Genomic DNA, 25806 nt, shown 5'->3' on the forward strand with positions numbered 1-25806 from the left:
TCCCCCGCCGGCCTGAAATTCATTGCGGGCAACTTCGACGACTTAGCCCCCGGGTGCAAGGAAACCGTTGACGGCGCGCGCGATCACCCGTTCTTCGTCAGTGGGCAGCGCAAAGATGCGAACAGGCCCCCGCCCGATCTCATCCACCCCGTTTTCATTCGCCGCCGCGTCCAGCGACAGGCCCAACCATTCCATCCCGTCACAGACCAGCGCCCTGATCTTGGCCGCGTTTTGACCAACGCCCCCGGTGAAAACCAGCGCGTCCAGCCCACCGATATCTGCCGTCAGCCCACCAAGTTCATGACGAATGCGCATCACGTAATATTCGATCGCTTGCGCGGCTTCGGGCGCGGGCGATGCCAGTAAGCTGCGCATGTCATGCGTCAGACCCGACAGCCCCTTTAGCCCGCTTTCCTTATACAACAGCTGGGTCAGATCGGCTGCGCCCATCCCCTCTGCCTCCATCAGGTAAAGCAGCACGCCGGGATCAATCGCGCCAGAGCGTGTGCCCATGGCCAGCCCTTCCAGCGCAGAAAACCCCATGGTGGAGCTTTGGCTTTGCCCGCCCTTTATCGCACACATCGACGCGCCATTGCCCAGATGCGCGACGATCACCCGCCCCCGCGCCAGCACCGGATCGCGCCGCGCCAATTCCCCCGCGATGTAATCATACGACAGCCCGTGGAACCCATAGCGGCGCACCCCTTTGTCAAAATACCGGCGCGGCAGGGCGAAGGTGTCAAATGCCCACGGATGGCCGCGATGAAACCCCGTATCGAAACACGCGATTTGCAGTGCGTCTGGAAACGCGGCCATCGCCGCGCGAACCGCCGCAAGGTTGAACGGCTGATGAAGCGGTGCCAACGGCTCTAACAAGGCAAGCTGATCGATCACATCGGGCGTCAGCACATGTGGCACGGCAAACTCAGCGCCGCCATGGACGATACGATGCCCAACGCCGACCACCTGCCGCCCCTGCAGGATCGGTTCAAGGTGCGACAGGATTTGTTGCAGGGCGATGTCGTGGTCGGCCTGCCCAATCTCTTCGCGCAGGGCGGAGGCCCCTTCGGGGTGAACAACCAACCGCGCCGCCGGGCCCAGCTTTTCCACCTGCCCCCGCCCCAACTCTTGCGGTTCGCCATCGCGGGCATAGACCGAAAACTTGATGGAGGACGATCCGGCGTTGATCGTCAGAATGGCCTGATCGCTCATTGTCCGCGCTTCCATTCGCGCATCATTACGGCAATGGCACACGAGGCGAGCCGCGCCTGTTCATCATCCGCACGGCTTGTCAAAATGATCGGGCACGCCGCGCCCAGAACAATGCCGCCCGTCTGCGCGTGGGCGACAAACGTCAGCTCTTTGGCCAACATGTTCCCGGACTCTAGGTTTGGCACGACAAGGACTTCGGCGTGGCCTGCTACGGCGGATGAGATGCCTTTGGTACGCGCGGCCTCAAGGTCAATCGCGTTGTCCATGGCAAGCGGGCCATCAACCAGCCCGCCGTGGATCTGCCCGCGATCCGCCATCTTAGACAGCACCGCCGCGTCAATCGTCGATGGGATTTTCGGGTTCACCGTTTCCACCGCTGAAAGGATGCCGACCTTGGGCTGTTCGATCCCCAAAGCATGGGCAAGGTTGATGGCGTTTTGAACGATATCCACCTTTTCCTCTAACGTAGGCGAGATGTTGATCGCCGCGTCGGTGACCATCAACAGGTGATCAACCCCCGGCACATCCATCACAAAGACATGGGACAGGCGGCGATGGGTGCGCAGCCCTCCCTCGCGCTTGATCACGTGGCGCAGCAACACATCGGTGTGCAGCTTGCCCTTCATCAGCGCCTTGGCCTGTCCATCATGGACCATCTGAACCGCAGCCGCCGCTGCGGCGGAATGATCAGGCACATCGACGACCTGAAGGCCCGAAATGTCGGCCCCAATCTGTTCGGCCGCTGCCGCAATCTTTTTCGCGCACCCCACAAGGATCGGGCGCAACAGCGTGTGTTCATAGGCCAGCAACGCACCGCCCAGCGATGCGTCATCTTCTGGCGCGATCACGGCCGTTGGCATCGGCTCCATCGGTTCGGCAAGGGTTAGGATGTGGTCCAAATGTGGGTGCGTCTGCACCGTCAGCCCCGGCACATCCCGCAGATCAACCGCGATTTTGCGGCTTGGGGCCACCACTTCGGCCGTTCCATCGGCGATGCGTGTGCCATCAGCGGCTTCGACCCATGTTTCAAACGTGGCCAGCCCGCCATCGCCCTTGGCCGTCAGCCGGACCTTTGCAGTGATCGTATCACCAGCATGCGCACGCCCCAAAAACGAAAGCTGTTGGCTTTTGTAAAGCGTGCCGGGGCCGGGCAGAAAGTTGCCCAACACACCGGAAATCAACGCGCCCATCCACATAGAGGGGGCCAGTGCCTCGGGCTTGCCATCCCCATCGCCGTCTTCTTTGGGCAGGTGCATCGGGTTCATGTTTCCCGACGAATTTGCGAAAACATAAAAGTCGTCGGCGCGGCAAACATGACTGCTTTCCGCCTCCATGCCGATTTCAAGCTCTGACCACGGAATATTGGTATGCAGCGTCATATGCGGGGGCCTTTTTTGGGGTGACTGCGCCTAATGTCTGGCGTGAACGTAACCCGTTCATGACCATCGAAAAAGGGGGCAGATCAAACGCTGCGCACCCTTTCGGTTTCACGGCGAAGGCCCTATCAAGATAAGATGCCAGTACCCCTTTCATCGCTTGCCGCCCTGCACGACCTTCCCTTTGACGAGGTGATCGACGTGCGATCCCCCGCTGAATACGCCGAAGATCACGTTCCCGGCGCAATCAGCCTGCCGGTTCTAAGCAACGAAGAGCGCGCACGGGTTGGCACCATCTATGTCCAAGACAGCCCGTTCAAAGCCCGCAAACTTGGCGCGGCACTGGTGGCCCGCAACGCAGCGCTGCATCTGGAAACGGCCCTTGTGGACAAGCCAAAGGGTTATCGCCCGTTGGTCTATTGCTGGCGGGGTGGGCAGCGGTCGGGCTCTTTTGCGCTGATCCTGCGGCAGGTGGGCTGGCAGGCCGATACGATCGACGGCGGCTATCGCAGCTATCGGCGGATGGTTCAGACCACGCTTTATGATCAACCTTGGCCCAGCCCCATCATCGTTCTTGAAGGAAACACCGGCACCGCCAAAACAGCGCTTTTGCCTCTGTTGGCGGCGCAAGGTGTTCAGGTGATCGATCTGGAAGGGCTTGCCAACCATCGCGGCTCTCTTTTTGGGGCGATGACAGGCGGGCAGCCTGCGCAAAAACGATTTGAAACCACCCTTGCGATGGCGGCCAGCGGGTTGGACCCAAACCGCCCCGTCGTGGTCGAAGGGGAATCCAGCAAGATCGGCCAAATCAACCTGCCCCCCGGATTGTGGGAGGCGATGAAAAGCGCGCCCCGGCTTGTCGTTCAGGCCCCGCTTCAGGCGCGGGCGGATTATCTGGCGCGCGCCTATCACGATGTCACCGACAGCCCGGAACGGTTGGAAAAGACGCTGATGGCCCTGTCCCAACTGCACCCGAAAGAACGGATTGAGGGATGGCTTTCACTGGCCCAAGGCAACGCCTTCGCGCCGCTTGCCGCGTCATTGATGGAGCATCACTATGACCCCCGCTACGAAAAGCAACGCGCGCGGTTTGCGAAACAACACAGTAAAACATTCACGTTGGACGCGCTGGATGCTGAAACGCTAAACACCGCGGCACCGGCCTTGGCCCGTGCAGTCGAAACACTTAGCCCAAGCCGATAAGCGGCGGGCCTTCGCCAAGCACGCCAATACGCACGGCGGTCACGCCCTTGGCGGACAGTTCCGCAAGCGTCGCGTCGACATGTTCGGGCGGAACCGCCGCCAACAGCCCCCCTGCGGTTTGTGGATCAAGCAACAAGGCACAGCGCGGGTCGCCTTCGTCAAACCCGGCCATCTGCGCCTGCATCACCGCGTTGTCGGGGTAGAGGGTCGAACGGATACCGCTTTGCGCCAGTTCCAGTGCGCCTTGCATAAACGGAACCTGCGCAAGCGACAGATCGGCACTAACGCCCGAGGCGCGCAAGATCGTCAGCAAATGCCCGGCAAGGCCATACCCGGTTACATCCGTCATCGCGTGCGCAACCGGGGCAAGGATGCCGGACGCCGTGCCAAGTGGCCCCGCCATCACGCCCAGCGCGGCGGCGACATCCTCGCCCCGGGCTTGGCCCTGCATTTCAGCGGCAAATATGGTGCCGCTGCCAATCGGTTTTGTCAGCAACAGCACGTCGCCCGGCTTTGCACCCGACAGCCCGACCGGTGCGCCGCTGTGCAACCCGGTCACGGTGAACCCAACCGTCAGCTCTGGCCCGACCGAGGTGTGCCCACCCACAAGGTCTGCGCCCGCCTCGCGAAACACCTCGCTGGCGGCGGCCATAATCTCGCGCAGGGTCTGTTCCTGCATCCGGTCGCGCATGCGGGGCAGAATAAGCGTCGCCAACGCCGCCTGAGGCTGCGCGCCCATCGCCCAAATGTCGCCCAGCGCGTGTACCGCCGCGATGCGCGCCATCAAGTAAGGATCGTCGAAAAAGGCCCGAAAATGGTCCGCGGTGATGACCTGCACCCCATCGCCATGGCGCAACACAGCCGCGTCATCGCCGGCCCCTTGCAACACGTCCGACCGCATCGGTTGCTGTAATCCGGCCAGCCCATCGCTTAGCACATGCGCACCCGGCTTGGCCGCACACCCGCCACACGGCGGCTTGGCCCCTTGCAACATTTCGGCCAAGCCAAGCGCCGCACGGGTCGGCACCTCGGGCACTGACGTCATTACGGGCAATTCACGGAATTTCCCCATGAACTTCTGGTCGATCTGGTTTTTCCAGCGCCAAAGCCAATCCCCCTCCAGCCGCAGGCCAAGCTTGTCGGCCACCGCGCGCTTATGCCCGGTCGAGATCAGCTTCAGATAATCCTTTTGCGGGTGATAGGGCTGCAGCCGGCCACCGCTAAGCGCCGCACGCAGGTTATGGACCAACACAGGTGCTTCGCGCACGGCGAAGACCCCCGCCTTGGGGCGCGGAGCATGGGTCAGATGGGCGCAATCGCCCACCGCAAAAATCGCCGGGTCGTTCAAGCTTTGCAGGGTCGGGCCGACATCGATGAAACCATCGCTAAGCTGCAGGCCCGTGTCGCCCAACCACGCTTGCGGCAATGCCCCGGCCGCTCCGATAACGAAGCCCGCGGCGATGTCTTCATCAGTTTCCAGCGTCACGCCGTTGTTTGTTACGCGCGCGATCTTGGCATTCACGCGCAACTCAACCCGCTTTTGCTCCAACTGCGCCAAAAGGGCACGGCGCGCCCCGTCGCCAATATCGCGCAGCGCAGCTTCGCCCGCTTCCAGCAACACAACATGGCCGTTCAGCCCCGCCTGTTCCATCCGATGCTGTGCCGCCAGCGAAAGTTCGACCCCAGCAACCCCTGCACCAATCACCGCAACACGCGGCGATGTGGGGGCCGATTGCACGAACCCATCCCACCGCGTCGCAAAAGCCCCCAACGGTTTGGCAGGGACAGCGTGGGCGGTAAAACCTTCCAATGCGGGCAGGTCGGACGTGATGCCGATATCAACCGATGCGACGTCATAGAAGATCGGCGCGCGCCCGGTGACATTGATCAATCGTGCCTCGCGGTCAATGCCATCAACCCGGCCAAAGACAATCCGCGCCCCGGCGAAACGCGCCAGCTTGACCAGATCAATATCCAGCGCCTCCCGCTGGTAATGGCCCGCGACAAACCCCGGCAACATGCCCGAATAGGGCGCCGTCGGGCCGGGGTTGATCAGGGTCAACCGCGTACCCGGCAGCGGGTTCATCCCCCACATCCGCAGAACCAGCGCATGGGTGTGACCACCGCCGATCAGAACAAGGTCACGGGTCAGAGGAAGGGGCGCTTGCATAGGTAACAGTCCAATCAGAACACGGCTTTGACGACCCTATCGTCAGAGGCCAGACCAGGAAAGGGACATCGCGACACGGGTCTAATCGTAGCCTGTCATCTCTAGATATCCATGACCAGTGTGGCTGCCGGAAATGCCAACCGGCCCCTCCCAATAAGGGAACAGCGTGTCCATCCACGCGGCGTTGTTCAATGCGCCAAGGGTCACATCGACACCCCGGCCCGGCAGTTCAACACGCCATTGCACCGGCACATCGCGCCCATTGACCTTTGCCGTTTTCAACGGGGTCATCGTCAGCACGCCATCCCCGAACGGTTCCGCCGTGCCATCGGGCATGATCCACGTCCCCGAGGTATAGGCACCACCGTCCGTCTGGCGCAGTTGAAACCCCATCATCCGCACGCCGCCCTCTAGGTGAAGCGAGACCCAATCCCACCCGCGTTGCGTTTCGTCCAGCGGTTGAGAGGACCACTCGCGATCCAACCACGCATTGCCGGACACGCGCACAGGGCCATCGGGCAGATCCAGTACGCCATCAACCGTGTAAAAGGGTTGCGAGTAGTAAAAACTTGCCTGCCCACTGGCCGATTTCACCGAATACCCGCCATCGCCTTGCAGCACGAGCGGGCCATCGGCCTTCAGGCCCAAATCATAGGCAAAATCAGTGCCGTTGGCTGTTAAACGCAGGTCATCCAGCGTGGCCCCTGCCATCTGCCAATCATCCACCCACGCCCGGAACGGGGCGGCTGTCACCCCGGCCTGCCCAACGCCGCCCCGCGCTAAGCGTTCGGCCACAAAATGCCTGTCCGGCGTCGTTAGGCCCGCGTGGCCCATCCAGATTTGCGGCGCGGCCCATCCCTGCCCTGCATCCGGCGCAAGGGCCGATCGAAACAACGTCCACTGCACACCGTAATCACGGCCATCTTCGCCCTTCAGGTTCGCGGTCAGGTACCACCATTCGATGCGATAATCCGGGTGCGCCCCATGATCTTTGGGAAAGCTTAAAACCTGCCCGCGTTCTGGACGGGCAAAGCCCGAAGCCTCGGTTCCCAAACCGGCGAAACCCTGTGCAAACGCCGGGCCAGACAGCAATACCCAAATAAAGAGCACCTTAACGTTCATGCGCGAACACCTTCAGCAAATCCGTAGGCGAGGTTCGGGCCAACCGCACCGCAGGCCAAAGCGCGGCCAGCCCACCGGCCAACAATGCCAACAGCCCCAGCCGCAGCCAATCGGCGGGGAACGTATGCATGGGCAATTGCCAGCCAAAGGCCGCCACATTGACGACCGACAGCAACGCCCACGCCAACAAAAGCCCCACGGGAAGCGCCGCGCACATCGTCAGGCCCGCCAACATCAGCGCGCGAAACAGCTCTAACCTTGCAAGGCGGGCGCGGGTCAGGCCCAAGGCCCAGACAGGCGCAAGTTGTGGTAATCGCATCGTGGATAGGGTCAGAAGGCTGGTCAGCATCGCAAACCCGGCCACCCCCATCGTCAGAACATTAAGCGCCGCCGTGACGGTAAATGTCTGTTCAAACACCCCTAACGAAAACGATTTGATCGCCGCCTGATCACGTACATTGTCTGGCGAAAGACCGAATTCTTCGATCAAGGCGCGGGTAAGGTCGGGGGCTTTTTCTGGCGCGATCCGCACCGCATGGCGCAGGCGCGGCACATCGGGGAACATCGCGGTCAGTTCATCCACCGCAATAATCACCTGCCCCTGAGGATTGCCATAGTCGGAATAAACCCCCGCGATGGTCATTTCGGTACCATCTGGCAGGCGCAACATATCGCCATTCGAAAGCCCGGCCCGCCGGGATAGCTGTTCGTTCACCAATGCCGCCTGCCCCGCCGCCACCGCATCCCACACGCCGGGCGCATGGCTTAGCAGCGGCCAGTTTTCGCGATAGGTCGCGTGATCGGCTATGCCGTAAATCGTGCCCGGGGCGCCCTGAACCGGCGCGCTGACCGACCAGATGGGCAGAACCGCATCGGCGCGCGGCTCCAGAAAGCTGCGCAAGCGGGCGGCCTCAGCCTCGTCCTGGGCATTCACGTACAGCTCGGACGCAAGGCGCTGATCCAGCCAGCCGGTAAACGTCAGCCTGAAACTGGCCACCATCGTGCCCACGCCCACGTTCGCCGCCAAGGCCAGCATCAACGCCATCAGCGCAAGGGAAAGCCCCGGCAATTGTTGCCGCGTGTCAGCCCAGAACCACAGCGCCAGCGCGCCCTTGCTGACTCGTTCGGCCCCGCCCAAAAGCAGCGCCAATATCGCCGGCAGCGCCAGCGCCGCCGCCATCAACATGGCCCCCAGCAGGACGAACCCCGCCACAAGGCCCCTGCCCCAGATCGCCACCGCCAACGCCAAAACGGCCAAGGCAGCGGCAAGAAAAACCTGCCTGCGCAACCCACGGGCCGACGCACGCGCCCACGCACGTGGCTGGGCAGGTGCAAGCAACGGAAGTCGGCGCAACCGCCACAGGCTTTGGCCTGCCGCAACCGCCGCGCCAAGCACCGCAATGGCCATGCCGCCAATCCACCAACTTGGTCGAAGGCTTAAGCTCCCCGGTACGTCCGCACCGTATAACCCGCTGAGCGTCGCAGCCACATCTGGAAGCAGGGTCGCGGCAATCAAATACCCCAGCCCCATCCCGACAAGCCCGGCCACCAGCGCAAAAAGCACCACCTCGCCCGCCAGCAGGACGGTCAACACGTTCAGCGGCACCCCCACGGCGCGAAGCGTGCGCAGCATCGGGCGGCGTTGTTCGAAGGCAAGGCCGATGGCCGAATGGACAATGAACAGCCCAACTGCGAAAGACAAAAAGCCAAACGCCGTCAGGTTCAGGTGAAAACTGTCGGTCAGCCGCGCGATGTCGGCCTGACCGCCCGGCGCGGATTTGGTCAGCAGGGGCGCAACACTTTCCAGCGGCGCCTGCCGAAAGGGTTGTTCCGGCACGACCACCAGCCGCGATATTTCCCCCGGCACCCCCAGCAGCGTTTGCGCGATACCGATGTCCATCAACACAACGCCCGGCGCTAAACCCTCAGATGGGCTCAGCGGCGGCAAACCCGTCACACCGCGCAGCATGCTGATCGTGTCAGGTGCCGCGAACCCCTGCCCAGGCGGCGTGATAAACGGGCGCAGGTCCCCCGCCCCGGTCACGCCATCCGGCGCAACGTCTGATGGGGCGGTAACCGGGTCTATGCCGATAAGACGCACGCGCACATCGCCCTGTTGCCACGCCCCTTCGATCACGGGCGAAACAAGCCAGCCTGCTTGGCGCAGCGCGATATACACGTCCTGTGAAAAGCGCTGACCGTCTTTGGGAACCAGCTGTTCCAGCCGATCCTGCCCCAACATGCGCGCCGCCTGATCATAGCTTTGGCGCGCCTGCCCGTTGATTGCCTGAACACCCGACCAAAGTGCGGTGGCCAAGGCCAGCCCCAACAACAGACTGCCCAATTGCAACGGATGCCGCCACCAATGTGATAACAAGGCCGACAGCGCCGCGCGGTACATCACACAAGCCCCCCGCCGCTTAGGTGCAACCGGCGCTGCAGACGCCCGGCAAGCCGCTCGGAATGGGTGACCATCAACAGGCCAGCGCCCGTTTCAGCCACCAGTTCCTGCAGCAAATCCATGACGCCGTCGCCGGTAGTTTCATCAAGGTTTCCTGTCGGTTCATCCGCCAACAGCAGAGGTGGGCGCGCGGCCAAGGCACGGCCGATCGCGACGCGCTGTTGCTGACCGCCAGACAGTTGTTCGGGGTAACGAGAAAGAAGCGCGCTAAGACCCAGCCGGTCCGCCAAGGCCCGCGTCCAATCCTGATCTTCGCGCCCCGCAAGCCGCGCCTGAAACGACAGGTTCGCCATCACGCTTAGCGACGGGATCAGGTTGAACTGCTGAAAAACCAGCCCGACCTTGTCGCGCCGCAATTGGGCGCGGTCCCCGTCACTCAGCCCTGCAATGTCCTGTTCGCACAGCATGATCCGCCCGCTGTCAGACGCATCCAGCCCCGCGCAAATATGAAGGAGCGTGCTTTTGCCACTGCCCGACTCTCCGGTCAGGGCGACGGTTTCGCCCGCGCCAAGGTCGAATGAAACATCGGAAAACACCCGCACATGCGCCCCGCCGCTTGCAAAAGCCTTGGCCACACCCTGAACACTTAACAGCATCAAACATCCTCTTCATAGGCACTTAGACAGGGTTCGCTTTTCCAGCGCCAGCACCTTCCGTCGGTTTTAATTGATCGCTCAGTAAAAAAATGACAGCATTCACGGATCCGCCACAAAACATTTGATTGATTGTTACGCGACGCGATTAAGGCCGATTTGGCTCGGTCTCGTGCCAATAGAAAAGGGGATAAAATCATGAAATTCACTCGTCGTTCCGCCATTCAACTGGCCGGTGCCGCCGTTGCATCGCCCGCCCTGCTAAAGGCCAATGATGCGCTGGCATCATCAGGTTCGGTAAAGGTTTTGGCATGGCAAGACTACGTTCAACCCAACATCGCAGAGAAATTCGAAGCCGACACAGGCATTAAGCTAGAGCTGACGACGTTCGGTTCCAATGACGAAGCGGAATCCACCATTCGCGCGAATGGCGGCAAGGGCTTTGACATCGTGTTCCCATCTATCACCAACGCGTCTGGCTATATCGACGACAACGGGGAAAGCTTTTTCGCGCCAGTCCCGGCGGATGTAAACGTTGATGCGGTCATCCCGTCCTTCCTGCGCGACAGCGCGTCGCTTGGCGGCCAGTTTAACGGCGAACAAATCCTGCTGCCGTTCGACTGGGGTACAGAAGGCATCACCCTGAACCGTGGTAAACTGTCCATCGCGGAATCCGATCTTTCGTTCGGTGATCTGTTCCTGCAGGAAGGCGCAAAAGGCGCTGCTGCGTTCCGCCAGAAATCGGCGATCATGGGGGCTGGCCTGTACCTTGACGCCACCGGCGAAGTTCCCTCGAACCGCATGCTGGATGTTTACAAATCCGAAGATGACGCACGCCGCGTTTGGGGTGCCGTGACCAAGTGGATCCTAGAGCATAAGGAAAACTTCGGCGCATTCTGGAACAACGCAACCGAAGCAACCGCCGCGTTTAAAGAAGCAGGCTGCGTTATCGGCCAGACATGGGACACGACCGGCCTGCTGCTGAACCGCGAAGACAGCAACTATGTCTACCGCGCCCCCAAAGAGGGCATCATCACGTGGCTTGATAGTTTCGGCATGCTGAAAGGTGCGGAAAACCCGGATCAGGGCGTGGCCTTCATGAACTTTATGCTTCAGCCCGAAGTGGGCGGTATGTTCGCCAACAACACCGGCTATAACTCGGCCGTTGCGGGGGCTGCTGATTTCGCGTCGGAAGAATTCAAGGCGCAGTTCAACAGCGTTTACTCTCAGGACGTTCTGTCGAACATGTGGTGGTGGCAGGCTGACACGCCGTTCTTCGCCCCCATCCGCAACGAGTTCGTCGAGATCATCACCAACGCCTAAGCGGCGCGGGTTCTGGGCGCTCCGCGCAATGCGGGGCGCCTTTGCATCCACACACAGCCAAACGCCGCTGACCGGGGTTGGCGCAACACTGATTTCGCAGGAGTCGCTATGCACGGCATGGACGTCCGCCTTGACGGGGTGTCGATCACCTATCCGAACGGATTTACGGCGGTTCAGCCAACCAATCTGGAAATTGCTGCGGGGGAGTTTTTTTCCATTCTCGGCCCATCGGGCTGTGGCAAGACGACCATCTTGCGGGCGGTTTCCGGGTTCGTTGAACCAACGCAAGGCCGCATTCTGATTGGGGGCGACGATCAGCGCGGGCGCGGGCCGAATGACCGGCCCACCGCCCTGATTTTTCAGAACTTGGCGCTGTTCCCACTGATGACCGTGCGCGAAAACGTGGCCTTCGGGCTTGAGGCGCGTGGAATGTCCAAGCGTGACAGGGTGCAAAAGGCGGATGAGTTGCTTTCACTGGTCGCGCTGCGCGATCAGGGTGACAAGAAGCCAACCGAACTGTCCGGCGGTCAAAAACAGCGCGTGGCGATAGCGCGCGCGCTGGCGGTGGAACCTTCGGTGTTGTTGTTGGATGAACCCCTGTCCGCGTTGGATCTAAAGCTGCGCCAACACATGCGGGCCGAATTGCGGGCGATCCAAAGACAGACAGGCGTGACCTTTATCTACATCACCCACGATCAGGGCGAAGCGCTGACAATGTCAGACCGGATCGCCGTGATGAACGAAGGCCGGATCGAACAGGTCGGCACCGGGGATGAGATTTATTCGCATCCCGCCACCTCATTCGCGGCTTCCTTCGTGGGCGAGGTGAACCAGTTTCCCGGCAAGATCACCGCCTTGGAAGATGGCATGGCCTATATCGACACGGGCCTTGGCCAGATGTTCGCCCGCAACCCAAGGGGGCTGAAACCGGGCGACAGCGCCATTTTGTTCGTGCGACCCGAAAACGTGGGTTTTGAACAAGGCAGTACCTTTGACAATCAGATGAACGCCACACTGGAACGGCGTGACCTTGAAGGCGCGTTCATCAATCTGCAAATGCGCAGCCATGGCGCACCTGTTGGAATGCACCTTAGCAATACCGGCGCGCACCCGATCCCCGCGCCAGACAACGAAACCCGCATCGGGTTTAGCGCGGCTTCTGCGTTTATCCTGCCCGAGGGGCCCGTGGCCCAAACCGGGCACGAAGAACTGGCCGCCCAATGAAAGAGCTGTTGCGCGGATATGGTCGCGGGTTGGTTTCGCTGTTTGTGGCGGCGATTTTGGGCTGGGCGCTTGTCCTGATCGTTTTGCCCCAGCTTACGATGCTGGAACGCGCGGTCACCGCCCCCAAACGCCTGCTGGACAGTTCCGTCGCCGGGGCCTTGGCGCGGGATGCCAACACCTGCGTCAGCGTGCTTAAGACCTATGCCAAACCTGCCCCGGCCCCGGCCGACAGCGGCTTGGCCGTACCTTCGATGGGGGGAATGTCGGTCCCCTCTATGGGTGGAATGGCGGTGCCATCGGCAAGTGGCGGCGCGACCCGGCCCTATATCCTGCAATGTGACCGGGCCAACACCCACACCTCAATGGTGCGCCCAACCGGGGAAATTGCGTGGCTGGATGAACTTTACAACCTACCAGCCCTATCGGTGGACGACACCGCACCAATCCCGGATCAAAGCGCACAAGCCAGCCAGATCGCAGCGGTGGCACAGGATTTGTACCAACAACTGCTGCGCAAAGAGGCGACCCAATCCAACCTGTCGCTGAACAACTTTCAGGTTTTGATGTCGGCGACGATGATCCCAATGTCGCCCGAACAGAAACGGATCGAAGAGCGGTCATTGTCCGCCACCCTCTATTCCGCTGTTGGCTTGCGATATGAGCAGGACGGGCAGGTTTACAAACGTCTGGGCCTAATCACACTGACCCGCACCCTGTCCTTTGCGGTGATGGCCACGGCGCTTGCGCTGATCCTGTGTTACCCGGTCGCTTACAAGGTTGCGCTGGCCACTCCGCCCGAACGGGCGACTTGGCTGTTTTTGGGCCTTGTGATCCCCTATGCGATTGTCGAACTGATGCGGATTTACGCCTGGACTGCGATTATCGACAATCAAGGGCTGCTGAACAGCGCGCTGATGTGGGTTGGCGTGATTGACGACCCGCTGCAATTCAAACGCATGCCCGGCACCGTCTTTGTGGTGATCGTCTACACCTATGTGCTGTTCATGGTGTTCCCGATCTTCAACGTGATGTCGACACTGGACCGCAACCAGATAGAGGCCGCCAAGGATCTGGGCGCAAGCCCGTGGCGGGTCCATCGCCGCGTGATCATTCCGCATTCAAAGCCGGGCATCGCGGTGGGCTGCATCGCCACGTTCATGCTGGCCGCTGGCGCGTTTTCGGTGCCGCGGATCATCAGCCGGGGGCTTCAGGCGGAATGGTTCAGCCAGACGATCTATAACAAGTTCTTTGAATCCGAAAATTCGAACATCGGGGCCGCCTATTCCTTTGCCTACACGTTCGTGTGCTTTGCATTGGTCGGGGTGTTCATGTGGGCCATGCGCACCCGCCTCAAAGATTTCGCGAGGGTACAATGACCTCTCAACGGCTGCTCAACCTTTATATGGCGGCGTTTCTGCTGTTTATGTTCACGCCGCTTTTGCTGATGATCGTGACGTCGTTCAACAACGCCTCGCCTCCGTCGGTGACGGATTGGCGTGGACTGACGGGCAAGTGGTATTCGTTCTTTTGGGTCGATCAGGCCCAATTGCGCGCCGACCCGGTGCTGCGCGCGCTTGACAGGGGGCGGTTCGTCGCCTGCTTTGGCAATTCGCTGAAAGTGGCCGCCGCCGTGGTGCCGATTGCGCTGTTGCTGGGCCTGTCGGGCGCGGTGTTCCTGACCCGCTGGCGCAGCCGGGCGAACGGGCTGCTTTGGTGGGTGCTTCTGTCGCCCATGCTGGCGCCCGGCATTGTTCTGGGCCTGTCGGCGCTGGTGTTCTGGGGGCGGCTGGGCGTGAACGCGGGGCTTTTCACCATCGTCATGGCACAGGTCACCTTTGTGGCGGGCTATCCGATGCTTATCCTGATGGCACGGCTGCAACGCCAGCCGGTTGAACTGGAAGAGGCCGCGCTGGACCTTGGCGCAACCCCGTTCCGGGTGTTCCGCCGTATCACCCTGCCGTTCTTGCTGCCTGCGCTGGCCTCCTCGGCGGTGATCGCGTTCCTTGCTTCTATGGAGAATTACAACACCACGATGTTCGCCAAGGGCGGGTCTTGTACCTTTGCGACGGAAATTGGTGCAATGGCCCGCAATCCCAACGGCCATCCCCCGGTAATCAACGCTGTAGGCACGGTGATTATCCTGCTGACGGTCTCGGCGACTTTGGCGCATACGTTCCTTCTCAGGAAAGAAGGGCGCGGCTAAGGTATACGGATGAAGATTACCGCACGCTGTCACCCACTGCTGGAACCGCTGCTGCCCAAGCCGGTTCCGGCTGCCCACGCCCTGCCCGATTGGCTGCGCCAAATGCCGTCAGAGGTGGCTTCTGACACGCTGGGCGGCGCCACGATCCGCACGGTCAAACACTGCCCCCCGTTTATCGACGCGCTGTCGCTGGGCCTCATGATCCCGCTGGCAACTGACCTAAGCGTGCAGAACGGCGAGCTTAGCTGGGATTGGAACCCGCCAATCATCCCAGACGCGCCGATCACCCGTGCGCCGATAGGTGCCCATGTACCGGAACAAGCAACCGGAATGCCGTTGCAGTTGAACGCGCAGCTGATCGTGAAATTCACCAATTTCTGGACGTTAGAGGCCCCCGCCGGTTGGTCGCTGCTGTTCACCCACCCGATGAACCGCCCCGACCTGCCCTTTCAAACGCTGTCAGGCGTGGTTGATTGCGACGCGTTCAAGAACGGCTATGTCCACTTCCCCGCCGTGTGGAACGACGCGGGCTTTTCCGGCAGCCTTCCGGCGGGCACGCCCGTGGCGCAGGTTATCGCCGTGCCGCGCGCGCAACCCGAACTGGCAACCGCCGTGATGACCGAAGATGAGGTCGCCCAAAGCCGTCAGGTTCAGGAAACGCTACAACACGAAACCGGCGTCTATAGAAAACAGTTCCGGCATTAGGCCCGCTTCAGCCAAGCCGCAGCGGAAGCGACCCCTTGGCCGTGCGCGTCAGTGCCTTAAGCGCCGTCGCGCGCGCTGCTGGGTCAGCCAAAAGTGCGCGGCGCAGTTCCGCCGTCGGTGCCCCCAACTCAGCCGCTATGCGGTACATGGCGGCGGTTCTTTCGGCGCTCTCAGGCAACTGCGCCCACGCAGCTCGCGCCGTGTCCCATTTGCCAAGCCGTAACCGGATGCGGGCAAGGTTCAGCAACGCATCGCCATCATCCGGGCTTAGCGCTGCGGCCTTGGCGAACGCACCTTCGGCACCGGCGAAGTCGTGATTGGCAAGCTGGGCCCGGCCAAGTTCGAACCAAGCGTTTGCATGGTTTGGGTCTTTCGCCACAGCTTTACGATACCACGCAGCCGTTTGCGCGGGTTTGCCCGCGGCCTCTAACACTTTACCAAGGTTATAGAACACCGCCGCCGTCGCCGCCTTGTCCTTAGCGGCGCGGCGCAACAAACGTTCGGCTGCAGGCCAGTCTTGCTGCTGTAACAGCCTGGGAAGTTGCGACAGGTTCACCATGCCTAAACTGTGGGAAATCTTTGCCAACTGTGCAAGCCTGTCACGAAGGTTTCACAGTGCTGCGCCACAACCCGTTCGGATCAGGAAGGACGCGATATGCCAACTCAATTCTTCACCGCGCCGGGTCGGTTTTACCGCGGAAATCTGCACACGCATTCGGACCGTTCTGACGGCGTTCTATCCCCCGAAGAGGTATGCCGCCGGTACAAGGCTGAAGGGTATGACTTCATCGCGCTGACCGATCATTTCATCGGGATGTACAACTATCCGATCACCGACACGGTTGGGTATCGCGACGATGCCTTCACCACCATTCTGGGGGCCGAGGTTCATTCCGGCGCCATGCAAAATGGAGAGCTGTGGCACATCGTGGCCGTCGGCCTTCCGGCTGATTTCGCGCCCGGCAATGCCCCACATTTCCTGCCGGTCGAAGGTCAGGAAACCGGCCCGGAAATCGCGCGCCGTTGTGTTGAGGCCGGAGCTTACGTGGCCATCGCCCACCCGCAGTGGTCTGGCCTGACGCTGGACGACGCGCGCAGCATCGAAGCCGCCCACGCGGTCGAGGTGTATAACCACGGTTGCGCAATGGGCTGTGACCGCCCCGACGGGTTTCACACGCTTGATCTGTTGCTGTCAGAGGGGCGCGCGCTGAACCTAATCGCCACGGATGACGCGCATTTTTCCGAACCCGATCATTTCGGCGGGTGGGTCATGGTCAAAGCCGAAAAGAACGACCCAGACGCGCTGCTCTCTGCATTGAAGGCTGGCACGTTCTATTCATCGCAAGGCCCCGAAATCCGGGACATCCGCGTCAATGGGCGGTTTATTGAGGTCGAATGCTCGGCCGCTGCGGCCGTGATCGTTCAGGGGCACGGAACGGCGGCGCAGGCACAGCACGGCAACTCTATGACATCTGCGGCGATCGCTTTGGACCGGTTCGCGAATTCGCCTTGGCTGCGCGTTACGGTGACCGACCGCGCGGGTAAACGCGCGTGGTCCAACCCAATCTGGCTGGATTGACATTGCCCGCCGTCGGAGTTTGGTTGCACCCAACAACCACCGGAGGCGCACCCGCGCATGTGGACCACCCTTATCACCCTTGCCATCGGTGCTTTTGGCGCTGTCGCCGCCTTTTGGCTGGGCATTCCCGCGCCTTTTCTGACGGGCCCTGCCTTTCTGGTCACGCTTTGCGGCATATCCGGCATTCGCGTCGCGATTCCAGCGCGGCTACGGGATGTGATCTTTCTTATCATCGGCACGAATATGGGCACCGCCGTCACCCCCGAGGCCGTGGCGACGGCTGGCAAATGGCCCCTTAGCCTGATCATCCTAAGCCTGTGCATTCTGGCGATTTTCTTGATTGGCGCGCGGCTTTTGCAAATGTGGTTCGGGATGGACCGGATGTCGGCCCTGCTAACGGCGACCCCGGGGCATCTAAGCTTTGTGATCGGGCTAACGGATGACCTAAAGGCCGACATTTCACGCGTTACGCTAATATCGTCCCTGCGGGTACTGACGCTGACCCTGCTGGTTCCGTTCATTGCCCCGTTGCTGACGGGCGAGCCTTTGCCCAGATTGGCCCCCGCCACACAGCCCATGGCGCTGCCCGCGCTGGCGGCGATCCTGATACTTGCCACCGCGTTGGGGCTGTTGTTCCAACGGCTGCGGGTGCCCGCCGCACTTCTCTTGGGCGGGATGGCGGTGTCCTCCCTTGCCCATGCGTTTTCGATCACCGAAGGGTCGGTGCCACAGTGGCTATCGCTTCCGGCCTTCGCGACGATGGGCGCGCTGATCGGCACCCGTTTTGGCGGTGTCAGCTTTCGCATGCTGGCACAGGCGATGGGCGCATCCGCAACGCTAAGCAGCTTTGCCGCCATCGTGTCGCTTGCCGGGGCCTATGCCGTTTCGCAATTGTTCGGCATTCCCATCGTGACAGTGCTGATCGCCTTTGCGCCCGGCGGGCTTGAAACCATGATGGCCATGTCTGTTTTGCTGGACGCAAACCCGGCTTATGTCGCCGCGCATCATGTGTTCCGCTTGGTTTTCCTGACGCTGGTGTTGCCCATCGTCGTCTCACGCAACCGCTGAACTATTCCCGCGCGCGTAACACCTGTGCCGGGCGGTTTCCCAACGGGCGCAGCGCAAAGGCAAGCCCCGCGATCAGCGTCGCAAAGATACCGCCACTGATGATGAAAAGGGCTGACATCGGTTCGAAACGATAGGTGCCTTCCATCACAAACGTCATCACGGCCCAGCCAGCGATTGCGCCCGTCAGCACCGCCACCACGCCTGCTGCAGCGCCCAGAATGGCGGATCGCAGCGCGAAATAGGTCAGCACCTGACCGCGCACCGCACCGATGGTTTTCAATACCGCCGCTTCGAACACCCGCGCGCGTTCGCCAGCCGCCGCCGCACCAATCAGCACGAACAGCCCCGTGACCAACGTCGCCATCGCGCCATAGGTGATTGCGGCGGCAAGGCCCGTCAGAACCTCTGACACGCGGTCAATCGCGTCACGCACACGGATCGCCGTTATGTTGGGATAGGCCGAGGCCAGATCGCGCAGCAGCGCCGCCTCTGCCGCCTCGTCCGCATAGATGGTCGAGATCGCCGAATGCGGCGCACCGCGCAGCGCGGCGGGGTTCATCGACAGTACAAATCCGATGCCAGCGGTCGAAAAATCCACGACGCGGAAACTGGTAATTTTTGCCGTCACCTCGCGCCCCAGAATGTTGACGGTAACGTCATCGCCCAGCTTCAGGCCCATTTCGCGGGCTTCTTCGTCGGCGAAACTCATGACCGGGGGGCCGGCGTAATCTTCGGGCCACCATTCGCCTTCGGTAATCACTGTATCTTCGGGCGGAGTGGCAGAATAGGTCACGCCACGATCACCACGCAGCACCCAGTGTGGGCCTGCAACCTCTGCCGCGGGTTTGCCGTTAATTTGCGTGATCACCCCGCGCAGCATCGGCGCGACCTGCACCTTTGAAACGCCGGGGTCGTTTTCCACACGGTCCAGATAGCCGGGCAACTGGTCAGGCTGAATATCCACAACGAAATAGCTGGGCGCGACGGAAGGAAGCTCTTCCGCTATCGCGCTTTTCAGGTTGGCGTCGATCTGCCCGACAGCCGCCAGCACCGACAAGCCCAACCCAAGGGACAGAACGACCGACGTCGCCTCGCCCCCCGGCCCGCCAACGGCACCCAGCGCAAGACGCAGCGCCGTGTGGCCACGCACCGCTTTGGCCCGCGCCCCACGCCGCGCCAGCCAGCGCACAGCGCGCGCCGCCAGCACCAGTAAGAACAGCGCGCCAATGATCCCGCCCGCCGCCGAAAGCGCCAACTTGGGTACACCGGACAGCACAGCTGCCGCGCCGATCAACGCAACCGCCAGCGCCACGATGGCGATCAAAACGGTTGCCCCCGGCATCGCCCGTTCTGGCCCAGCAGCATCGCGGAACAACGCCGCCGCGCGCACCTCTCCCGTGCGCGCCAGCGGCCACAGGGTGAACAACAACGCGGTCAGCACGCCATAAAGCGCGGCCTCGGCCAAGGGGCCGGCATGGAAGGCGAAATCAGCGGGAACGGGCAACTGCGCCTCGATCACCGGGCCCAAGATCAGCGGGGCCAGCGCGCCAATCGCCAGACCAATGACGATGCCAAGCCCCGCCAGCGCGCCCACTTGCATCAGATAGGCGGTGAAAATCGTGCGCCCTTCGGCCCCAAGGGTTTTCAGCGTCGCGATCACGGCCGTCTTGCCATCCAGATATGCCCGCACCGCCGCCGAAACGCCGACACCCCCAACGGCCAGACCCGCCAGACCGACAAGCACAAGAAACGCCCCGATCCGTTCAACAAAGCGCGTCATCCCCGGCGCGGCATTGCGGCTGTCGCGCCAGCGCATGCCGGTATCACTGAACTTGTCCTTCGCCTCAGCCTCTAGCGCCACAAGGTCGGCGTTGGCGGGCAGGATCATCCGGTAATGGGTGTCAAACAACGTGCCCGGTTCGATCAACCCGGCCCCGTCCAAAGCATCCGTGCGCACAATCGTTGGCGGGCCAAGGCTGAACCCGCCCCCGGCATCATCGGGCGCGCGTTCAAGAATTGCCGACAGCGTGAAGGCCTTGACGCCCAGCTTAAACTGATCACCGACGGACAGCCCCAACCGATCCGCCAGCACCCGCGCCATCACGGCCTGATCCCCTGCCAGCGCCTGCGCGATAGGCAGGTCAGGCGCCAACATTACCGATCCGTAAAGTGGGTAAAGGTCATCGACCCCTTTCACCTGTGTCAGGGCCCGTTCGGTGGCCTCTGCACGTTCGACCACCGCCATCGACCGGAAATCGACGACCTCGGACACCTGATCGGCGATGCCGTTCATCCAAGCGCGCTCTGCCGGTTCGGCAAAACGGTAGGTAAAGGTTACTTGTGCATCACCGCCCAGAATGACGGCCCCGTTGGCCTTCAGCCCATCTTCGATGCTGACCCGGACAGAGCCGACAGCCGCAATCGCCGCGACGCCAAGCGCCAGACAGGCCAGAAACACGCGGAAACCGCGCAATCCACCGCGCAATTCACGCCGGGCGATCCGGGCGGCGACCCGCATGTTCATTCTGCGGCCTTTGCTTGCGCTTCAACCCGGCCATCAGAAAGGCGCACAACCCGGTCACAGCGCGCAGCAAGTTCGGGGGCATGTGTTACCAAAACCAGCGTCGATCCGTGTTTGTCACGCAGCCCGAACAGCAGCTCCATAATCGCCTCGCCATTCGCGCCATCAAGGTTGCCGGTGGGTTCATCCGCCAACAGGATGTCAGGGCGCGGCGCGGCGGCGCGGGCAAGGGCCACACGTTGCTGTTCACCGCCCGACATCTGACTTGGATAATGATCAATCCGCGTGCCAAGGCCCACGGCGCGCAATTCATCTTCGGCCCGGTCAAACGCATCGGGCGCACCGGCAAGTTCCAGCGGCGTGGCCACGTTTTCAAGCGCGGTCATGGTCGGGATCAGGTGGAAAGACTGAAACACCACCCCCATATGATTTCGGCGAAACCGGGCCAGCGCGTCTTCGTTCATCGCGGTCAAATCCTGACCCAGCGCCAAAACCTTGCCACCCGTGGCGCGTTCAAGCCCGCCCATCAACATAAGGAGCGATGATTTGCCCGACCCCGACGGCCCGATTAGGCCCAGTGTCTCGCCTTGGTTTACGTCCAACGAAATGCCATGCAGTATCTCGACCGCGCCGGCGTTTCCCTTCAGGGTAAGTGTAACATCGGTCAGTGAAAGGATCGGATCGGCCATGGTGGGCTTTCTGTCAGAAATCTCTTTGTTTCGATATGGGGCAAGCAGGGCATTGCGCAAGCTTTGCGTGGCGATTGCGGCAAGTGTTGCCCTGACTGTGCCCGCGCTTGCTGAAAACATAACCATCGCGGCACTTGGGGATAGTTTGACCCAAGGTTACGGCCTGCCACAAGAGGAAGGGTTCGTACCGCAGCTTCAGGCGTGGCTTTCCGCGCAAGGTGCCGAGGCAACCCTGATCAACGCGGGCGTGTCGGGGGATACGACAGCAGGCGGGCTAAGCCGGGTCGCATGGACCCTGACGGATGACGTGGATGCGATGATTGTCGCCCTTGGCGGCAACGACCTGCTGCGCGGCATCGCCCCCGAGGTCAGCCGCGCCAACCTTGTTGGAATTCTGGATGCAGCGCAGCAAAAGGGCGTGCCGGTCATGCTGGTCGGCGTTCCTGCGCCCAACAATTACGGGCCAGAATATAAGGCCGCGTTTGATGCCATCTATCCCGAACTGGCCACCCAATACGAGGCGCTGCATTTTGAAAGCTTTCTGTCGGCGATCACCGAACGGCAAGACATGCAGGGCGCGATGCGCATCTATATGCAGCCCGACGGCATCCACCCAAGCGCCAAGGGCGTTGCCCTGATCGTCGAGGCGATGGGCCCAAGCGTATTGGAGCTTATTTCCCGCGCGCGTTGAGTGCGGGCGCTTAGCGGCACTGGTCAACCCGCGACGTTTCCCCGATGGTGCCGCCAACGGATGGAGGATCGTATGGAATTGATCGCGCAATTGGTTGGCATCGTGGGCGACGCACATGTACTGACAGGGGATGATGCGGCGGCTTACGGGAAGGACTGGACGGGAAAGTACACCTGTCAGCCTCGCGCCGTACTGCGCCCTGCCAACCGCGATCAAGTGTGTGCCATCATGCGGCTTGCCAGTGACACGGGCACACCCGTTGTGCCTGTTTCTGGAAAGACCGGGCTGGCGGGCGGCGCGTTTGCCGATGGGGCGCTGATGCTTTCGCTGGAACGGATGAACGCCATTCGCGAAATCCGGCCCGACGCACGGGTCGCGGTGGTTGAGGCGGGCGTGATCCTGTCATCCCTTCATGACGCAGCAGAGGCGCAGGATCTGATCTTTCCCCTGACCTTTGGCGCACGCGGGTCGGCAATGGTGGGCGGTGTGTTGGCCACCAATGCGGGCGGATCGAACGTGGTGCGATACGGAAACACCCGGGATCTGTGCCTAGGCTTAGAGGTCGTACTGCCCGACGGGCGCGTGATGGATTTGATGAGCGAACTACACAAAGACAACACCGGATACGACCTGAAGGATCTGTTCATCGGGGCCGAGGGGACGCTGGGTATCATCACTGCCGCCGTGCTGAAACTGCGCCCAAAGCCGCGCGCCTATGCCACGGCGATGGTCGCGGTTCCAACGCTGGGCGATGCGCTGTCGTTATTGAACAGGTTGCAAGAAGAAACCGGCGGCGCGGTGGAGGCGTTTGAATACATGCCCGCCGAATACATGGCGCGTCTGGCAGAATGCCGCCCTGACCTACGCCCGGTGTTTGCTGAAACCCATGCAGTGAACATTCTGGTCGAAGTCGGCGCAACGGCCCCGCGCGACGCCGCACCCCAGCCTGATGGCAGCATACCCGTTGCGACTCAATTAGAGGAAGCCTTGGCCGATATGTTGGAAAACGGCGCATTGCTGGACGCGGTCGTCGCGCAAACACAAGCTCAGCGCGCCGAGATGTGGGAGCGGCGCGAGGCGGCGGCAGAGATCACCTTTTCGCGCCTTCCGCTGGTGGACAATGACATCGCCCTGCCCTTGGACGCCGTGGGCATTTTCCTTGAACGGATGGAAACGCGGTTGGGGGAATTGGACAAAGGCGCAGATACGATCACCGTCGGGCATTTGGGCGACGGCAACCTGCATTATGCCATCTGGCCCAGCCGGGACGACGCCGCGTTGATAGATACTCTGCGCGAAGCGGTTGAGGATATCGTCGCCGACCTGCGCGGCAGCTTTTCCGCCGAACACGGGATCGGGCTTTCCAAGCTGGCGACGATGCGGCGGCGCAAGGATGGCGTGGCGTTGGACATGATGGCCCAGATCAAAGCGGCGTTTGACCCCACGGGCATCATGAACCCGGGCAAGCTGTTACCAAGTTGAGGCGCGTCCCGCGCCACTCCCTTCACCTCGACGCCTACGGCGTCTCAGGTGGGCGCATTCAATGATCGAAGAACCCTTCACCTGCGCGGGCGCGCAGGGTGGCGGCAAGGTCGGCACCAAGTTTTGCGCCATCCTCAATCGGGCCGCTGAGGGCATCCGCCAACCGTTCCGAACCATCCGGGCGCAGGATTTCGCCCTTTAGGTGCAGCGTTCCACCGTCAAGCGTGGCAAGCCCCCCGATAGGCGTTTCGCAAGACCCATCCAACCCCGCAAGGAACGCACGTTCAGCCGCAAGGCGTTGGCCGGTTTCCGTGTGGTGGATCGCGTCCAACATCTTCGCAACACGTGCGTCGTCGCCCCGCCGTTCAATGCCGATCGCACCTTGGGCGACGGCGGGCAGCATCTCTTCCACCTCAATCGCGGATTTTGCGACTTCGGACATGCCCAGACGGTTCAGGCCCGCCATGGCAAGGAACGTCGCCTCGGCCACGCCATCTGCCAGCTTTTTCAGGCGGGTCTGCACGTTGCCGCGGAATTCGACCACGTTCAGATCTGGGCGATAATTCAACAACTGTGCACGGCGACGCAGGCTGGAGGTGCCAACGGTCGCGCCTTGGGCCAGATCGGCCAACCGCGCAACATTTGCCGACACGAACGCATCGCGCACATCTTCCCGAGGCAGGTAACAATCCAAAACAAGCCCGCCGGGCTGTTCCACCGGCATGTCTTTCATCGAATGAACGGCGATGTCGATATCGCCTGACAGCATCGCCTCTTCTATCTCTTTGGTGAACAGACCTTTGCCGCCGATTTCCTTCAGCGGGCGATCGATGATCTTATCCCCGGTCGTTTTGATAACGACGATCTGGAACGCCTCGTGCGGCAAATCGAACGCGGCGGCCAGCCGGTCGCGCGTTTCGTTAGCCTGCGCCAGCGCCAGCGGAGAGCCGCGCGTGCCGATTTTCAGGGGTGAGGCGGGAGTCGGAAGCATCATGGTCATGCCCCCTGTCTAATCGCGCTGCGGCGTCGTGACAATGCACCCTGCCCTTGACATGCGGCCGCAGGCAGGTGACGACCTGTTGGCGAAATCCGAAGGGGGCGAACATGGCGGAAACCAAGAAACTGATGCGGGCGCTGGCAGGGGAAACTCAGGCCGTACCGCCGGTTTGGATGATGCGCCAAGCAGGCCGTTATTTGCCAGAATACCGCGCAACCCGTGCGCAGGCCGGTGATTTCTTGTCGCTTTGCTATAACCCCGAACTGGCGGCCGAGGTTACGTTGCAACCGATCCGCCGCTATGCGTTCGATGCGGCGATCCTGTTTGCCGATATCCTGCTGATCCCCCAAGCACTTGGTGCGGACCTGTGGTTTGTTACCGGCGAAGGGCCACGCCTTTCGACGATCACCGGCGCGGATGATTTCGCCAAGCTAAAGCCGATCGATGACATCCACGAAACGCTGAACCCGATCTATGAAACCGTGCGCATCCTGTCGCATGAACTGCCCGACGAGACGGCACTGATTGGGTTTGCTGGCGCACCGTGGACAGTGGCGACTTATATGATTGCCGGGCGCGGCACGCCCGATCAGGCCCCAGCCCACAAGTTGATGACCGAAGAAACCGCCACCTTCGATGCGCTGATGGAACGGATCACGCTGGCCACCATCGAATACCTGTCAAAACAGATCGAAGCCGGTGCCGAAGTGGTCAAGATTTTCGATAGCTGGGCCGGATCGCTGAAGGGCGCTGCATTCACCAAATATGCGCTGGAACCGACCAAGCAAATCATCACCGCCCTAAAGGCCCGCCACCCCGACATTCCCGTCATCGCGTTCCCACGCGAAGCGGGCGACGGCTATATTGGTTTTGCCAAGGCAACTGGGGCCGACTGTGTCGCGCTTGATAACTCTGTCTCGGCCGATTGGGCCGCAAAACACGTGCAGGTTGATGGCTGTGTGCAGGGTAATCTGGCGCCGGGCCATATGGTTACGGGCGGGCAAGCGTTGATCGACGAAACGAAGCGTATCGTAAAAGCGTTCTCGGGTGGGCCCCATATTTTCAACCTGGGTCACGGAATCACGCCTGACGCAAACCCCGACAACGTTCACGTCATGCTAGAGGCGATCCGCGGCTAATCCACAAATCGTACGGCTCTTGCCCCATTGTTGCCCAGAACTGGATGC

General features: G+C 61.6%; 21 protein-coding genes. 11 read left to right on the forward strand and 10 right to left on the reverse strand.

The window, feature by feature from the left end:
• Positions 1–42: 42 nt before the first annotated feature.
• On the reverse strand, positions 43–1227 hold the full coding sequence (locus COL8621_RS13170) for an acetate/propionate family kinase (protein WP_235823871.1): 1185 nt from the start codon (positions 1225–1227) through the stop codon (positions 43–45).
• Entirely contained in the window at positions 1209–2591 is a 1383-nt protein-coding gene (locus COL8621_RS13175) for a bifunctional enoyl-CoA hydratase/phosphate acetyltransferase (RefSeq protein WP_093967787.1), read from the reverse strand. Before COL8621_RS13175 ends, COL8621_RS13170 begins: the two co-directional genes overlap by 19 nt.
• Positions 2592–2726: 135 nt before the next feature.
• Here COL8621_RS13175 and mnmH point away from each other — a divergent pair, with 135 nt between their 5' ends.
• Positions 2727–3791, forward strand: a complete 1065-nt coding sequence (mnmH, locus tag COL8621_RS13180; protein ID WP_093967788.1) for a tRNA 2-selenouridine(34) synthase MnmH — start codon at positions 2727–2729, stop codon at positions 3789–3791.
• Here the strand turns inward: mnmH and selD are convergent.
• The 4 genes from selD to COL8621_RS13200 form a co-directional block, all read right to left on the reverse strand.
• Positions 3775–5961 carry a selenide, water dikinase SelD gene (selD, locus tag COL8621_RS13185; RefSeq protein ID WP_093967789.1) on the reverse strand — a complete coding sequence of 729 codons (2187 nt, stop codon included), beginning with the start codon at positions 5959–5961 and terminating at the stop codon, positions 3775–3777. The genes mnmH and selD overlap by 17 nt on opposite strands.
• An 81-nt stretch (positions 5962–6042) precedes the next feature.
• On the reverse strand, positions 6043–7083 hold the full coding sequence (locus COL8621_RS13190) for a lipocalin-like domain-containing protein (RefSeq protein ID WP_093967790.1): 1041 nt from the start codon (positions 7081–7083) through the stop codon (positions 6043–6045).
• Positions 7073–9484 carry an ABC transporter permease gene (locus COL8621_RS13195; RefSeq protein ID WP_093967791.1) on the reverse strand — a complete coding sequence of 804 codons (2412 nt, stop codon included), beginning with the start codon at positions 9482–9484 and terminating at the stop codon, positions 7073–7075. The genes COL8621_RS13190 and COL8621_RS13195 overlap by 11 nt, the downstream gene beginning before the upstream one ends.
• Entirely contained in the window at positions 9484–10140 is a 657-nt protein-coding gene (locus COL8621_RS13200) for an ABC transporter ATP-binding protein (RefSeq protein WP_093967792.1), read from the reverse strand. The genes COL8621_RS13195 and COL8621_RS13200 overlap by 1 nt, the downstream gene beginning before the upstream one ends.
• Positions 10141–10335: 195 nt before the next feature.
• Between COL8621_RS13200 and COL8621_RS13205 the strand changes: the two genes are divergently transcribed.
• The 5 genes from COL8621_RS13205 to COL8621_RS13225 all read left to right on the forward strand — a co-directional run bounded on the left by COL8621_RS13205 (position 10336) and on the right by COL8621_RS13225 (position 15592).
• The gene (locus COL8621_RS13205) at positions 10336–11460 is read left to right on the forward strand and encodes an extracellular solute-binding protein (protein WP_093967793.1); all 1125 of its coding nucleotides are present in this window, start codon (positions 10336–10338) and stop codon (positions 11458–11460) included.
• Between the two features lie 108 nt (positions 11461–11568).
• Positions 11569–12684: an ABC transporter ATP-binding protein gene (locus tag COL8621_RS13210; RefSeq protein WP_093967794.1), complete on the forward strand. Its 1116-nt coding sequence runs from the start codon at positions 11569–11571 to the stop codon at positions 12682–12684.
• Positions 12681–14060 carry an ABC transporter permease gene (locus COL8621_RS13215; RefSeq protein WP_093967795.1) on the forward strand — a complete coding sequence of 460 codons (1380 nt, stop codon included), beginning with the start codon at positions 12681–12683 and terminating at the stop codon, positions 14058–14060. Before COL8621_RS13210 ends, COL8621_RS13215 begins: the two co-directional genes overlap by 4 nt.
• The gene (locus COL8621_RS13220; protein ID WP_093967796.1) at positions 14057–14887 is read left to right on the forward strand and encodes an ABC transporter permease; all 831 of its coding nucleotides are present in this window, start codon (positions 14057–14059) and stop codon (positions 14885–14887) included. Before COL8621_RS13215 ends, COL8621_RS13220 begins: the two co-directional genes overlap by 4 nt.
• 9 nt (positions 14888–14896) lie before the next feature.
• Positions 14897–15592 (forward strand): hypothetical protein, encoded by a 696-nt coding sequence (locus COL8621_RS13225; protein WP_093967797.1) that lies wholly within the window; start codon positions 14897–14899, stop codon positions 15590–15592.
• A 7-nt stretch (positions 15593–15599) separates the two neighbouring features.
• Here COL8621_RS13225 and COL8621_RS13230 read toward each other — a convergent pair whose 3' ends face one another.
• Positions 15600–16178: a tetratricopeptide repeat protein gene (locus tag COL8621_RS13230; RefSeq protein WP_141137890.1), complete on the reverse strand. Its 579-nt coding sequence runs from the start codon at positions 16176–16178 to the stop codon at positions 15600–15602.
• A gap of 69 nt (positions 16179–16247) precedes the next feature.
• On the opposite strand from COL8621_RS13230, the gene COL8621_RS13235 reads away from it, so the two are divergent.
• Both COL8621_RS13235 and COL8621_RS13240 read left to right on the forward strand, forming a co-directional pair.
• Positions 16248–17171 carry a PHP domain-containing protein gene (locus tag COL8621_RS13235; protein WP_093967799.1) on the forward strand — a complete coding sequence of 308 codons (924 nt, stop codon included), beginning with the start codon at positions 16248–16250 and terminating at the stop codon, positions 17169–17171.
• A gap of 57 nt (positions 17172–17228) precedes the next feature.
• Positions 17229–18239: an AbrB family transcriptional regulator gene (locus tag COL8621_RS13240; protein WP_093967800.1), complete on the forward strand. Its 1011-nt coding sequence runs from the start codon at positions 17229–17231 to the stop codon at positions 18237–18239.
• Position 18240: 1 nt separating this feature from the next.
• Here COL8621_RS13240 and COL8621_RS13245 read toward each other — a convergent pair whose 3' ends face one another.
• Both COL8621_RS13245 and COL8621_RS13250 read right to left on the reverse strand, forming a co-directional pair.
• A complete protein-coding gene (locus COL8621_RS13245) occupies positions 18241–20763 on the reverse strand; it encodes an ABC transporter permease (RefSeq protein WP_093967801.1) in 2523 nt (840 codons plus the stop codon).
• On the reverse strand, positions 20760–21449 hold the full coding sequence (locus COL8621_RS13250) for an ABC transporter ATP-binding protein (protein ID WP_093967802.1): 690 nt from the start codon (positions 21447–21449) through the stop codon (positions 20760–20762). The genes COL8621_RS13245 and COL8621_RS13250 overlap by 4 nt, the downstream gene beginning before the upstream one ends.
• Between COL8621_RS13250 and COL8621_RS13255 the strand changes: the two genes are divergently transcribed.
• Together COL8621_RS13255 and COL8621_RS13260 are read left to right on the forward strand one after the other, a co-directional pair.
• Entirely contained in the window at positions 21448–22140 is a 693-nt protein-coding gene (locus tag COL8621_RS13255) for an arylesterase (RefSeq protein WP_093967803.1), read from the forward strand. The two genes, COL8621_RS13250 and COL8621_RS13255, sit on opposite strands and share 2 nt — an antisense overlap.
• A gap of 72 nt (positions 22141–22212) precedes the next feature.
• Positions 22213–23622, forward strand: coding sequence for an FAD-binding oxidoreductase (locus COL8621_RS13260; protein ID WP_093967804.1), 1410 nt, complete (start codon positions 22213–22215; stop codon positions 23620–23622).
• 58 nt (positions 23623–23680) lie between these two features.
• Here the strand turns inward: COL8621_RS13260 and hemC are convergent, their stop codons facing one another.
• Positions 23681–24622 carry a hydroxymethylbilane synthase gene (gene hemC / locus COL8621_RS13265; protein ID WP_093967805.1) on the reverse strand — a complete coding sequence of 314 codons (942 nt, stop codon included), beginning with the start codon at positions 24620–24622 and terminating at the stop codon, positions 23681–23683.
• 104 nt (positions 24623–24726) lie between these two features.
• On the opposite strand from hemC, the gene hemE reads away from it, so the two are divergent.
• The gene (gene hemE, locus COL8621_RS13270; RefSeq protein ID WP_093967806.1) at positions 24727–25758 is read left to right on the forward strand and encodes a uroporphyrinogen decarboxylase; all 1032 of its coding nucleotides are present in this window, start codon (positions 24727–24729) and stop codon (positions 25756–25758) included.
• Positions 25759–25806 lie beyond the last annotated feature (48 nt).

Source organism: Actibacterium lipolyticum (genome assembly GCF_900184935.1).
GTDB classification, from domain to species: Bacteria; Pseudomonadota; Alphaproteobacteria; order Rhodobacterales; family Rhodobacteraceae; genus Actibacterium_A; species Actibacterium_A lipolyticum.